This window comes from Pseudomonas syringae, assembly GCF_023278085.1.
Lineage (GTDB): Bacteria > Pseudomonadota > Gammaproteobacteria > Pseudomonadales > Pseudomonadaceae > Aquipseudomonas > Aquipseudomonas syringae_Q.
On record NZ_CP066265.1, the window covers coordinates 1,585,148 to 1,597,640 of the forward strand.

General features: G+C 61.3%; 11 protein-coding genes. 6 read left to right on the top strand and 5 right to left on the bottom strand.

Annotation, left to right across the window (positions count from 1 at the left end):
- Positions 1-16 precede the first annotated feature (16 nt).
- From I9H07_RS07245 to I9H07_RS07255, 3 genes are all read right to left on the bottom strand, one after another.
- Complete coding sequence (locus tag I9H07_RS07245) at positions 17-1,345, bottom strand: DUF3100 domain-containing protein (RefSeq protein WP_236424163.1); 1,329 nt, start codon at positions 1,343-1,345, stop codon at positions 17-19.
- A 439-nt stretch (positions 1,346-1,784) separates the two neighbouring features.
- Positions 1,785-3,173, bottom strand: coding sequence for a 2-oxoadipate dioxygenase/decarboxylase HglS (gene hglS / locus I9H07_RS07250; protein WP_236424161.1), 1,389 nt, complete (start codon positions 3,171-3,173; stop codon positions 1,785-1,787).
- 23 nt (positions 3,174-3,196) lie between these two features.
- Entirely contained in the window at positions 3,197-4,444 is a 1,248-nt protein-coding gene (locus I9H07_RS07255; RefSeq protein ID WP_236424160.1) for a 2-aminoadipate transaminase, read from the bottom strand.
- Positions 4,445-4,693: 249 nt separating this feature from the next.
- Between I9H07_RS07255 and amaB the strand changes: the two genes are divergently transcribed.
- Entirely contained in the window at positions 4,694-6,184 is a 1,491-nt protein-coding gene (amaB, locus tag I9H07_RS07260) for an L-piperidine-6-carboxylate dehydrogenase (RefSeq protein ID WP_024675665.1), read from the top strand.
- A gap of 42 nt (positions 6,185-6,226) precedes the next feature.
- Positions 6,227-7,513 carry an L-pipecolate oxidase gene (gene amaA, locus I9H07_RS07265; protein ID WP_236424158.1) on the top strand — a complete coding sequence of 429 codons (1,287 nt, stop codon included), beginning with the start codon at positions 6,227-6,229 and terminating at the stop codon, positions 7,511-7,513.
- Between the two features lie 12 nt (positions 7,514-7,525).
- On the opposite strand, the gene I9H07_RS07270 is transcribed toward amaA, so the two are convergent.
- Both I9H07_RS07270 and I9H07_RS07275 read right to left on the bottom strand, forming a co-directional pair.
- Positions 7,526-8,899 (bottom strand): sensor histidine kinase, encoded by a 1,374-nt coding sequence (locus I9H07_RS07270; protein ID WP_058824957.1) that lies wholly within the window; start codon positions 8,897-8,899, stop codon positions 7,526-7,528.
- A complete protein-coding gene (locus tag I9H07_RS07275) occupies positions 8,896-9,558 on the bottom strand; it encodes a response regulator (protein WP_058824956.1) in 663 nt (220 codons plus the stop codon). The genes I9H07_RS07270 and I9H07_RS07275 overlap by 4 nt, the downstream gene beginning before the upstream one ends.
- Before the next feature lie 168 nt (positions 9,559-9,726).
- Here I9H07_RS07275 and I9H07_RS07280 point away from each other — a divergent pair, with 168 nt between their 5' ends.
- From I9H07_RS07280 to I9H07_RS07295, 4 genes are read left to right on the top strand one after another with little or no spacing between them, the layout of a single operon-like run.
- The gene (locus I9H07_RS07280) at positions 9,727-9,990 is read left to right on the top strand and encodes a PepSY domain-containing protein (protein ID WP_024675669.1); all 264 of its coding nucleotides are present in this window, start codon (positions 9,727-9,729) and stop codon (positions 9,988-9,990) included.
- Complete coding sequence (locus I9H07_RS07285) at positions 9,990-10,535, top strand: cytochrome b/b6 domain-containing protein (protein WP_024675670.1); 546 nt, start codon at positions 9,990-9,992, stop codon at positions 10,533-10,535. Before I9H07_RS07280 ends, I9H07_RS07285 begins: the two co-directional genes overlap by 1 nt.
- A gap of 38 nt (positions 10,536-10,573) precedes the next feature.
- A complete protein-coding gene (locus I9H07_RS07290) occupies positions 10,574-11,872 on the top strand; it encodes a sialidase family protein (protein ID WP_058824954.1) in 1,299 nt (432 codons plus the stop codon).
- A complete protein-coding gene (locus I9H07_RS07295) occupies positions 11,869-12,489 on the top strand; it encodes a hypothetical protein (RefSeq protein ID WP_236424156.1) in 621 nt (206 codons plus the stop codon). The genes I9H07_RS07290 and I9H07_RS07295 overlap by 4 nt, the downstream gene beginning before the upstream one ends.
- Positions 12,490-12,493: the final 4 nt, after the last annotated feature.

Genomic DNA, 12,493 nt, shown 5'->3' on the forward strand with positions numbered 1-12,493 from the left:
GATCAATGCAGCCGGATCAATGAAACAGCTCGGCAATCAGCACCGCGCCGATGAAGGTGCCGAAGTTGGCCAGGAACGACACCAGCACGATGCGCCAGCCCAGGCGGCGGAAGGCCGGCAGGTCCTTGGCAATCGACAGACCGGCGAAGGTCAGCATTGGCGTGATGACCGCCAGCATGTTGATCGAGCTGGTCAAGCGGGCGATCTCCGCGGCCCATGGGCAGGCCGGGGAGGTCAGGAACATCGCCACCAGCGAGACCGTGCACACCGCCGGGATCTTGCGACCGATCAGGCTGCACAGCGCTTCACCGACGAATGCACAGAAAATCATGATGCCCATGCCGGTAAAGGCATCGGCCGACAAGGTCTTGTAACCGACGTAGTTTGCAATCAACGCCAACGCACCGGCTGCCAGCCATGCGCTGATCTTGCCTGACCAGCCCAGGTCCGGCACGTCCAGCGACACATCGCTCTGACGCAGACCTTCGTCGCTCATGGATGCTTTGGTGGTGCGGCCGATCAGTGGCTCAAGCACCCGATAGCCCCACACCGCCAGCGGCAAGGAGATGAACAGGGTGAAATAGGTGCCGATGGTGGTGGTGATCAGGTTGGACGCCGCCGCCAGGGTCATGACTTCCTTGGCAACCTCCGGTGTCTGCTGCGCGGCAATCGCACCGGCGGCGGCAGCCATCATGCTGCCCGAACCAATGCCTGAGCCCATCGCCAGCGAGTTGGGGTGGAAGATCCCCAGGCTGGCGATATAGCCGGCGACGATGGCGATGAACAGCGCACCGAACAGCGTGCCGGTCAGGTATTCGGCGAGGACGCCGCGGCCTTCCGGGGAATCCATCCCATAGCGCTCGCCAATGATCGCCAGGCTGGGTTCACGGCCGACCGAGAAGGTCGCGCCGATGGCTTCGCGTTTGATACCGAGCATCAGCGCCACCGGCAGACCGAGCATCACGGTGCCGACAAAGTGACCAAACTCCTGAAACACCAGCGCCCATCCCGAGGCGAACACCACCGGCAACGAACCGCCGACCACCAGACCGAGTTTGGCGATGAAGATCAGCAGGGCAGGTTGCAGAATCGAGGCCGAGCGCAGCTGGGTGCCATGATCGATACCGATGGTGCCTGGCAGACGCCGACTGGCGATGCCGATCATTGCGCCGATCAACAGCGCCCAGACCATCGGCAGCAACACCACTTTGCCGGGGCCCAGAGGAATACTGATAGCACCGATCGATTCGGCAATGATGAGGATAATGGCGGCCCAGACATACAGTTTCACCATCGATGAAACCGCCTGATTGTCGCCCGACACTGCAGCGTGTGAGTCTTGCATGATGATCCCCTTGCCTGCTGAATGGCCTTTTTCAGGCCTTATCAATCGTTATTCTGTTTTCAGGTCGGCGCAGTGATGCGCCAGGGCAGCGTTGAAAGTCCATGGAGCCATGGAGACCGTTATCCGGCCGAGTATTTTTATGAGTCTGGCGTGAACCGGACCAGGCTGCTTCGAGCCTTCTGCAGGCGGATCATCAAGTGCGCTATTCAAAGGGATGAGCCTTTGAATACGGCACTTTGCTGTCCACTCGCCACCGCAGTATGCATAGCGCAGGGTTGCACACCAATATTGGGGATTTTATTTATCGTTGCTTTAAAGAGAACACAGAAGAGGGCTGCTTGAGCCTTGAGAATGTAGCGCCAGCGCTCCGCGCAGTTATCGTGCGACGCTCCGCGTCGCATGCCGTTCTGGACGCTCCGCGTCCTCTTTTGAGATCAGGTCAGGCCAGTGATTTCAGCCCCAGCGCCTTGGCACACGCTTCCAGCGAGCGCCGCTGGGTGTCAGCATACAGCGCCAGCTCATCAAGCGTCCGGCACCCCAGTGCCTGTTCGAAATCCTGCTGGTTCGAATTCGTCGCGTAATGCGTCTGTGCGTTATCGCCCAAATTGGACTGAAAAATACCTGCCGCGCTCACTGGCAGAAAGTCCTCGTACACCAACGGCTCGAAGCGCACATGACCTGCTTCGACAAGTTGCTCCAGGCTGCCGGATGCGTGCGCTGAAATGCCTGATCCGGTCGGGAAGTAGCGGAAATACGCCAGTCCCTGCGCACGCATTTCAGCGTGACTGTCCGGAAACGCCTTGAAGGCCTTTTCCAGCAGCGCGGCATAGCGTACGGCATTGGCTTCGTTGGGAAATTCACCCAGCTCCTCGCGCGCCTCGTTCAGCAGCCGGTCATACAGTTCTCGACCTTTGGGCGTCAGGGCCGCGCCACGTTGTTCGATTTCGCCGAAGCGTGCCGAATGGCTGCCTGACTGATTGCCACCCTGACCCAAAAAGCTGATCGATTCTTCCAGCGCCTTGAAGCTGGTCTGGCGCAGCAAAATCGGGCAGTGACGACGCGGAGGGCCTTCGACCACCGCCTTGGGCGTGATGCCTTTGCCGGGCATGCCGCGTTGCACGGCGTCGATATCCAGCGTGCGCGGGGTCAGGTGATTGATGTGCGGGCCACGAAACGCCACCACATCGGCGATCAGGCGATGCTGGGCATTCAACTGTCGGTACTCGTCAAGGGATACGGTCGCGGTGTTGTGCCAGCGAAAGGTCTCCAGCGCCTGCTGAATAAATTCGGCTGCGTCGTCATCACTCAACCCGCCGTCGGCTTCATGCCTTGCAATCAGTTCGAGGGCCTTGGGTGTGAAGATCGTGCGTCTGGCGAGCACATGGCTGGCGAACTCGCGCAGGCTGTCGCTCTCGATCAGTTCCAGACGCAGCAACGAGGTAAACACCCGAAACGGGCTGACCTGCAACGCCTGCTCATGCACCGCCCGAAAAGCGGTGGAGTGAACCGGCACACCGGCTGGCGTCAGGTCGTAATAGCCCACCGGCTGCATGCCCATTACCGCGAACAAGCGGGCAAGGGTGGCCAGTTCCAGCGCAGTGCCCACCCGGATCGCGCCGTGGCGCTCCATGTCCAGACGCTGGATTTCACCGGTCTGGCGCAAGCTGTCCAGCACGCTGCTGTCCTGGTGCATAACGTGCTCGTTGACCTCGCTCACCAGTTCCATGAGCGTGCCGTACAGCGGCACTTCCTGCTGGTACATCTGCGACATGGCGCGGGAGAACCCGGCGCGGATCTGGTCAGGGTCGGCGAAGCGTGCAGTGCTCATCAGGGTGTTTTCTCCGTACAGGTTCACGCCAGCGCTGCGAGGCAACGCTCGAAAATATCCAGCCCTTCGTTCAGCACTTCGGACTCGATGGTCAACGGGATCAGCAGGCGGATGATGTGCCGCGACTTGCCGCTGGGCATCAGCAACAGCCCGGCGTCCCGTGCCGAGCCCAGCAGTTCGGCAAGTTGTCGGGTGCCGGGTTTGCCCTCTGGCGTTATCAGCTCGATACCGCGCATGCAGCCGACGCCGGTCAGCCTGCCCAGATACGGCGACAATGTGCTCGCTTGCCAGCTGTTGTAACGCGAAACAATGGCGCTTTCCTGCTGTTCGCCCCAACTGGACAGGTTTTCATCGGTCATTTGTTCCAGCGAGGCGAGGCCCGCTGCGCAGCCAATCGGATTGCCGGAATACGTGCCGCCCAGCCCGCCCTTGGGCAGGTTGTCCATCAGTGCCTTGCGACCGACCACGGCACCTAGCGGAATGCCACCGGCGATGCTTTTGCCGAGCAGTATCAGGTCCGGTTCGATACCCAGCCGGGTGAACGCAAAGCGCTGCCCGGTGCGCCCGAAACCGGACTGGATCTCGTCAGCGATCAGCACGATCTCGTGTGCATCGCAAAAGGCGCGCAGCGCCTGAGCGAAGTCTGGCTCCATGGCCAGAAAGCCGCCTTCGCCCTGCACCGGTTCGAAGATGAAACAAGCCACATCGTTGACATCGATCTCGACGCTGAACAGCCGATCCATGGCCTTGAGCGCCTGCTCGGTGGTCACGCCGTTGTCTTTGCTGGGGAACGGAATGTGAAACACCGGACCTGGCAGCACGCCGACTTTCTGTTTATACGGCGCAACCTTGCCGTTGAGGTTCAGGGTCGCCAGGGTGCGGCCGTGAAAGCCGCCGTCGAAGGCGATCACTGCCGTGCGACCGGTCGCGCCGCGCACGATCTTCAGCGCGTTTTCTGCGGCTTCCGCGCCGCTGTTGGTGAGCATGCCGCTCAGTGGATAACTCACCGGCACGAATTGCGTCAGTTGCTGCATGAAGCGGATATACGGGTCGTGAGGCGTGGCGTTGAAGCAGTAATGGGTCAGTTTCGCGGCCTGATCCTGAATTGCCCTGACCACCTGCGGGTTGCAATGCCCGAGATTGAGCACGCCGATGCCGCCGACGAAGTCGATGTAGCGCTTGCCGGTGGTGTCCCAGACTTCGGCGTTGCGGCCGTGTGACAACGTCATGTTATGGACAAAGGAAATGGATTCGCTGATGTGTTCGCTCATCGGCCTGGCCCTGACTCCGGGGTGATCATGATGGCCGTATCCAAACAAACATGGACCTCACTCGCAAACGAAATAAAATCACCGGGTCATTCCAATAATTCCCGAAGTGAGTGCCTTAGCCGCCCTTAATACGCCGAAGTTCATTCCTAAAAGGAATCATGTTTTTCAAAATCGTCGTTTGTGGGCAGGCTGCGTCCGGGTCAATACTGCGGTTATCAGTGATCTTTAGTCCATGACAGGAGAATCAATATGGTTGCCGAGTTATTAGCCCGTCTGGGCGTGGCGAACAGTGCCCACACACAAGGGGACTACCCGGTCTACACCCCGATTGATGGCAGCCGGATTGCCTCGGTCACGCTGGAAAACAAAGCGCAGGTCGTGGCGCGCATCGACAACGCCCACAGTGCATTCCTGCAATGGCGCACCGTACCGGCCCCGCGTCGCGGCGAGCTGGTGCGAATCTTTGGTGAAGTACTGCGCGAGCACAAGGCTGACCTTGGCGAACTGGTGTCGGTCGAGGCGGGCAAGATCACGCAGGAAGGCCTGGGTGAAGTGCAGGAAATGATCGACATCTGCGACTTCGCCGTCGGTCTGTCGCGGCAGTTGTACGGCCTGACCATCGCGTCCGAGCGTCCCGGCCACCACATGCGTGAAACCTGGCACCCGCTGGGCGTGGTCGGCGTGATCAGCGCTTTCAACTTTCCGGTCGCGGTGTGGGCCTGGAACACCACGCTGGCGCTGGTCTGCGGCAACCCGGTGATCTGGAAACCGTCGGAAAAGACCCCGCTGACGGCCCTGGCCTGTCAGGCGCTGTTCGACAAGGCGCTGAAGATTTTCGGTGATGCCCCTGCAGCGCTGGCCCAGTTGGTGATCGGAGATCGTGACGCCGGTGAAGCACTGGTTGATGATCCGCGCGTGCCCCTTATCAGCGCGACCGGCAGCACCCGTATGGGCCGTGAAGTCGGCCCGCGTGTCGCCGCCCGTTTCGGGCGCAGCATTCTGGAATTGGGCGGCAACAACGCGATGATTCTGGCGCCGAGCGCCGATCTGGACCTGGCCGTGCGCGGCATCCTGTTCAGCGCCGTGGGCACCGCCGGTCAGCGCTGCACCACGCTGCGCCGTCTGATCGTGCATCGCTCAATCAAGGACGAAGTCGTTTCCCGCGTGAAAGCGGCCTACGCCAAAGTGCGGGTCGGTGATCCACGCGAAGGCAATCTGATCGGTCCGCTGATCGACCAGCAGGCGTTCTCGGCGATGCAAGACGCGTTGACCAAAGCCCGTGACGAGGGCGGTCAGGTGTTCGGTGGCGAGCGTCAGTTGCAGGACCAATACCCGAACGGTTATTACGTCACGCCGGCCATCGCCGAAATGCCGGGCCAGAGCGAAGTGGTGCGTCACGAAACCTTCGCGCCGATTCTCTATGTGCTGGCCTACGACGACTTCGAAGAGGCCCTGCGCCTGAATAACGAAGTGCCACAGGGCCTGTCGTCGTGCATTTTCACCACTGACCTGCGCGAAGCCGAGGCTTTCCAGAGTGCGGCGGGCAGCGATTGTGGCATCGCCAACGTCAACATCGGCACCAGCGGTGCAGAGATCGGCGGCGCGTTTGGTGGCGAGAAGGAAACCGGTGGCGGTCGCGAGTCCGGCTCCGATTCGTGGCGCGCCTACATGCGCCGGCAGACCAACACTGTCAACTATTCCCGCGAGCTGCCACTGGCTCAGGGCATCGTTTTCGACTGATCCGCAACGGGCGCTTTTCACCGACATGGCTGGAGTTTTTCGATGGTGCAGTTTGCTGAAGGCTGTCTGTGGGAACAATTGACTCCGCAACGTCCGGTGAGCCCGGCGCTGACCGGAGAGCGAAGCGCCGACGTGTGCATCATCGGTGCCGGGTTTACCGGTCTGTCGGCGGCGTTGCAGTTGCTTGAGGGCGGCAAGTCGGTGTGCGTGGTCGAAGCCCATCAGGTTGGCCACGGCGGGTCGGGGCGCAACGTGGGGCTGGTCAACGCCGGCACCTGGGTGGCGCCCGATGCGCTGGAAAAGGTGCTGGGCAGCGTCGAAGCCAGTCGCCTCAACACAGCACTTGGCGCAGCGCCGGCGCTGGTGTTCTCGACTATCGACAAATACCGCATCGATTGCCAGGACACCCGCACCGGCAACCTGCACATGGCGCACAACAGCAAGGGCCTGGCGGATTTGCAAAGCCGCGCCGAGCAATGGCAGCGGCGCGGTGCCAACGTCGAATTGCTGACCGGCAAGCCCTGCGAAGACGCCTGCGGCACTGACAAGGTCAGCGGCGCGTTGCTCGATCATCGTGCCGGCACGGTCAACCCGATGGCGTATGTGTCGGGCATGGCGCTCAACGTCGTTGCGCGCGGCGGTCAGCTCTTTGGCGAGTCTGCGGTGACCGGGCTGCAACGCACTGAAGACGGCTGGAAGGTGTCCACTGCGGCTGGCAGCGTGCGGGCCGAGAAAGTGATCATTGCCTCCAACGCCTACACCGAAGGCGAGTGGACCGACGTCAAGGATCACATGTTCGCCGGTTATTACTACCAGGTCGCCTCGCAGCCACTCAGCGGCGCGGCGCAAGCGGGCATTCTGCGCGGCGGGCAGGGCTCATGGGATACGCGCACAGTGCTCAGCAATATTCGTCGTGATGCGCATGGGCGGTTGCTGCTGGGCAGCCTCGGCAACGCCGGCAATTATCCACTGTGGTTCATTCGTCAGTGGGCTGATCGCGTCCAGCAGCATTACTTTCCACAGCTGGGCCGGGTCGAGTGGGAAAGCACCTGGACCGGCCGCATCGGCTTCACGCCAGACCACTTGTTGCGCCTGTTCGAACCTGCACCAGGCTTGCTGGCCGCGACCGGGTTCAATGGCCGGGGTGTCACTACCGGAACCTTGGTGGGCAAATGCTTCGCCGATTACCTGCTGACTGACGATGCGGCGGCGCTGCCGGTAAGCTTCTCCAGCAGCAAGAAGGTGTCAGGCAGGTCGTTGCGCACCCTGGCCTACGATGCCGGTTTCACGCTGTACCACGCCGGACAATGCCTGCGCGTGGTGCTTTGACGTGATCAGCTATCAGGCGGTTCGACTCTTGAGCCGCAACTCCGCACACAGCCCGCCCTGCGCCGAGTTGCGCAGGTGCAGGCTGCTTTCCAGTTTGCGCACGATCATGTCGACAATCGCCAGCCCCAGTCCTGCGCCATTGCTGTGGCCCTGACTGTAGAAGCGCTCAAACAGACGCGCCTTCTGCTGCTCATCGATGCCCGGCCCTGAATCTTCGACGCACAGGTGCGCGCTGCCGTCCTGCTGACGGTTGAGCATCACGCGAATCTCGCTGGCCGGCGGTGCGAAGTTGAGTGCGTTGGTCAGCAGGTTTTGCAACGCAATGGTGATGGCCGCCGGGTCGCTGTGGATCACACACTCATCGCCTGCTTCGAACACCAGATCGACGCGCTTCTCCAGCGCCAGCGGTGTCAGCTCGGCCATTTCCTCGCGCACCAGCGTGTTCAGTTCGAAGGTCTGCAACTGGCTGAGCTCGACGCGTGGCTCAAGACGGGCCATGGTCAGCAACTGACTGGCCAGACGCGCTGCGCGGTCGACGCCATGCACCAGAAAATCCAGCGCTTCCAGACGTTGTTCCGGGCTTTCTGCCTGCCGGGCGTTTTGCGCATGGATGCGCAGCACGGTCAGCGGTGTGCGCAATTCATGGGCCGCGTCGGCGATGAAGCGACGCTCCCGTTCCAGCACGCTTTCGATCTGGGTCAGCAGCCGATTGAGCGCGTATTGCATGGGTTCCAGCTCTTTGGGCAGCGGCGTGATATCGAGCGGTTCCAGGCTTTCGGCGTCGCGCTTGCGAATCACCTTGGCCATCGATTGCAGCGGGCGCAGGCCCCAGCCGATCGCCAGCCAGATCGCGACCACCAGCAATGGCACGCCGATCAGCGTAGGCCACAAGGTGTGACTGACGATGCGCTGAATCAGGTCCTGACGCACATCGTCGCGCTCGCCGACCCAGATCAGGAAACCCTGCTGTGGATCGGCGAGCAGAAAACCACACCATTCGTGGCCGTTTTCGATCAGGTCGTGGGAGCCTTCTTCGGCGGGCGGGGCGGTTAGCAGCGGGGCTTCGGCCGAGCGCACCAGCAGCTCGCCCGAGGTGCGCCAGACCTGAAACGTCAGCCGGGTTTCATAGGGGTGGGCTACGCCGCTGGTACCGACCCGGCTCATGGCCTGATCGAACGCCTGATAGAGTTTGTCCAGATCCTGTTCACCTGCCGCCCGCTGGCTTAGCACGCCCTGCAGCAAGCGGGCGCTCTGCGCCAATTGCGCGTCGTAGACCTCTTCGATTTCGTGATGGCTGTCGCGCAGGGCGAGCAGGCTGATGGCCAGATCGCCGAGCAGCAACAGCAGCAATACCGGAACCAGAATACGCGCGCGTACCGAGGTCATGCCTTGAGCTCCAGCAGGTAGCCGACGCCACGCACGGTGCGGATCAGCTCGGTGGACAGTTTCTTGCGCAGGTTGTGAATCAGCACTTCCAAGGTGTTGCTTTCGACCTTGTCCTGCCAGCCGTACAGGGTGTTGGACAGGCGCTCGCGGGTCACCACTTTGCCGGGGCGGATCATCAACTGATGCAGCAGCTGGTATTCCATCGGCGTCATCGGTACTTCGCTGCCCTGAAAACTGACTTGCTGCGAGGCCGGGTCCAGGCTGATGCCTGCATGTTCCAGCAACGGTTGCGCACGCCCCTGGCTGCGCCTGAGCAAGGCCCGCACCCGGGCTTTCAACTCATCGACGTCGAACGGCTTGACCAGGTAATCGTCGGCACCGGCATCCAGCCCGGCAATGCGGTCGGCAGTGCCGTCGCGGGCGGTCAGGATCAGCACCGGCAGGGCGAGTTCTTCGGCACGCAACTGGCGCAGCAGGTCGAAGCCGTCCATGCGCGGCAGGCCGAGGTCGAGCAGCAACAGGTCGAACGGTTCGCTGCGCAGGGCATGCAGCGCACTCAGCCCGTCTTCGAGCCAGTCGAGCGTGTAGCCCTCGTTGTTCAGGGCCACACGGATGCCTTGGCCAATCGCACGATCATCCTCGACAAGAAGCAGGCGCATAGGTTTTCGACCAGTGAGTAGGGGGAGAAGGGCGCCATGATGCCGCCCGCTCGCAGCGCCGCGAAGTGCCACGTGTCCGGGAAGATGTTACCAGCTGTTGCGCGTTAAGCTTTTCCTAAGACTCGTTTCGCACAGTAGGCGCTCCTTAACTGCCTGCGAGTATTTTTCATGCACAAGTTCCTGCTGATTCCTCTGTTGCTGGCCAGCCCGCTGGCGCTTGCCGGTCCGCAATGCACCACCGCTGAAAAGTCCCAATGGCAGGATCAGGCCAAATTCCAGGAGCAACTCAAGGCTCAGGGTTACGAGATCAGCAAGTTCAAGGTCACCGATGGCAACTGCTACGAGATCTACGGTTTCGACAAGGACAAGCGCAAGGTCGAGATCTATCACGATCCGGTCAGCGGTAAAGCGGTCAAGACCGAGATCAAGTAATGAGCCGGGTTTCCCTGCGCCTGTGGGACCCGCTGGTCAGGCTGTTTCACGTCTCGATCGCGGGTGTTTTCGTTACCAATTATTTCTTCAATGAAGCGGGTGGCGATTGGCATGTCTGGCTGGGCTATTACGCAGTGGCCTGGCTGGGAGTGCGAGTGGTGTGGGGATTCCTCGGGCCGACCAGCGCCCGCTGGAGTGATTTCTGGCCGAGTCCGGCGCGTCTGCGTGCGCATTTACGCTCGCTGATAACCCGGCAGCCAATGCACCGGCTCGGTCATTCGCCGCTGGGCGCGCTGGTCATGGTACTAATGATGGCGCTGATCTTCGGCATGGGCCTGACCGGTTTTCTGATGGAAGAGGTCGATGCCTTGTGGGGCGCCGACTGGCCATTGCAGACCCATGAAATTCTCGCCAACACGCTGTGTGCCCTGGTGGTGCTGCACATGGCCGCGGCCGTCTTCGAAAGTTTTCAGGTACGTGACAACCTGCCTTTGTCGATGTTGACAGGGAGACGACGTCCCTTACCTGAAGATAATCATCGCTGAACCCTCATCCTTGTTCCTCATCACAGTGATGCCTCCTGATGCGTGTTATTTCCCGAAACCTGACTGCATGGAGCGCAGGCCTGATTGTTGTAGCGATTTTTCTCAGCGCATGGCTCAGCCATCCGTTGCACCGGATTTCCGGTTTTGCCGTGAGCCCGGCCCCTGCGGGCACTGAAAGCCTTGCGCCCAAGGCGTCCTACAGTTCGCGCTTCGCGTCCTCTGACCTGGACGATTTCGTGCACTCGTCAGCCGTGACGGCGCTGCCCGGCGGTGACCTGATGGCGGTGTGGTTTGCCGGTTCCCGCGAAGGCGCGGGAGACGTCGAAATCCGCACCTCGCGCTTCGATTCGCGTACCGAGGAATGGGGCGGTGAACAGGTGCTGGCGACCCGCGAATCGACCCAGACCGGCACCGGCAAGTACATCCGCAAGCTGGGCAATCCGGTGATTGCGCTGGCTCCGGACAACCGTCTGTGGCTGTTCTACGTCTCGGTGTCGGTGGGCGGCTGGGCCGGTAGCTCGGTCAACAGCATGGTCTCCAGCGACATGGGCGCTAGCTGGTCGCCGCCGCGTCAACTGGTGACGTCGCCGTTTCTGAACATCAGCACACTGGTCCGTGGCGCGCCGGTGTTTCATGTCGATGGCTCGATCGGCCTGCCGGTGTATCACGAGTTTCTCGGCAAATTTGCCGAATACCTCTACCTGAGTGCGGACGGCGAGGTGATCGACAAGTTTCGCATCAGTCGCGGCAAGAACTCCTTGCAGCCAACCGTTGTGCCGCTGGACGAAAAGCGCGGCGTGGCGTTGTTGCGTTATGCCGGTGAGACCTTCCATCGGGTACTGGCCAGCCGCACCGAAGACGGCGGGCAAACCTGGAGCGAACCGTATCCGCTGACGCCGAGCAACCCCAACTCATCGCTGGCGGCGGTGGGTGTGCCGGGCAAAGGCATGCTGGTGGCGCTCAATGATCTGCGCGAAGGCCGCTTCAAACTCAGCCTGTACAGCACCGATGAGCAGATGAAGGTTTGGCGGCCGTTGCCTGATCTGGACAAGTCGCCCGATCCGCTGGGCACCCCGTTCTCTCTGGAAGCCTACAAGGAGGTTATAGGCGAAGGCTTTCGTGCTTCCAGCGGCGCACGTCGCCAGCCGATGGAAGCAGAGTTTCTGAGCAATCTGGATCAGCGCGTCTGTTCGTCCGATGGCTGTGATTTCGAGTACGAATATCCGTATTTCATTCGTAGCCCGGACGGCCTGTACCACCTGGTCTATTCGTGGAATAACACCTTCATCAAACATGTCAGCTTCAATGAGGCCTGGCTGGCGGAGCAGCTTTTATGATCGCTTTGGGATTGGCTCATCTGGCGTTTGCCTGGGCACTGTTTGTTTTGTTGGCGCCGCTGACTTCATCCTTGTGGTGGCGCTGCGGCCTGCTGACGGCGACGTCGGTGTTGAGCGTTGTCTCGATCGACGGCCTGTCGATGGCCGCTTATGCCCGCAGCCTGACCGATGATCTGGCGATCAGCAGCCTCCTGCTACTGGGCTGGCTGACCCTGCAACGGCTGGGCGTGGTTAAACCTGTGGCCGCTTCGTCGCGCCTGATCGTGCTGCTGGTCTTTGCAGCACTGGCCCTGGCGCTGTACCCGGCAACGCTCGGCCTGACCTATTTCGATCCCTATCGCTGGGGCTACAACCCGCGGCCGATGATCATCATTGTCGCGGTCATTGCGCTGGGGCTGATCTGCCTGCGTAATGCGTTGGGCGTGGCGATGCTGACAACCGCGACGCTGGCGTTCACCTTCCGGCTCAAACCTTCGGAAAACTATTGGGATTACCTGATCGACCCGCTGCTTGCGCTGTATTGCTGCGGCGCTTTGCTGAGTCTGGCTGTCCGTTTTGTTTATCACCGCACGACCGGGCAGCGCCGTTCGGCTGCTTTGTCTGCTGGCAACGTATAGAGGA

Bases quoted from the DNA above. Each gene is read 5' to 3' on its own strand.
- I9H07_RS07275 (WP_058824956.1), bottom strand. From the start codon at position 9,558: ATGCGCCTGCTTCTTGTCGAGGATGATCGTGCGATTGGCCAAGGCATC.
- I9H07_RS07255 (WP_236424160.1), bottom strand. From the start codon at position 4,444: ATGAGCGAACACATCAGCGAATCCATTTCCTTTGTCCATAACATGACG.
- amaB (WP_024675665.1), top strand. From the start codon at position 4,694: ATGGTTGCCGAGTTATTAGCCCGTCTGGGCGTGGCGAACAGTGCCCAC.
- I9H07_RS07270 (WP_058824957.1), bottom strand. From the start codon at position 8,899: ATGACCTCGGTACGCGCGCGTATTCTGGTTCCGGTATTGCTGCTGTTG.
- amaA (WP_236424158.1), top strand. From the start codon at position 6,227: ATGGTGCAGTTTGCTGAAGGCTGTCTGTGGGAACAATTGACTCCGCAA.
- I9H07_RS07285 (WP_024675670.1), top strand. From the start codon at position 9,990: ATGAGCCGGGTTTCCCTGCGCCTGTGGGACCCGCTGGTCAGGCTGTTT.
- I9H07_RS07280 (WP_024675669.1), top strand. From the start codon at position 9,727: ATGCACAAGTTCCTGCTGATTCCTCTGTTGCTGGCCAGCCCGCTGGCG.
- hglS (WP_236424161.1), bottom strand. From the start codon at position 3,173: ATGAGCACTGCACGCTTCGCCGACCCTGACCAGATCCGCGCCGGGTTC.
- I9H07_RS07290 (WP_058824954.1), top strand. From the start codon at position 10,574: ATGCGTGTTATTTCCCGAAACCTGACTGCATGGAGCGCAGGCCTGATT.
- I9H07_RS07295 (WP_236424156.1), top strand. From the start codon at position 11,869: ATGATCGCTTTGGGATTGGCTCATCTGGCGTTTGCCTGGGCACTGTTT.
- I9H07_RS07245 (WP_236424163.1), bottom strand. From the start codon at position 1,345: ATGCAAGACTCACACGCTGCAGTGTCGGGCGACAATCAGGCGGTTTCA.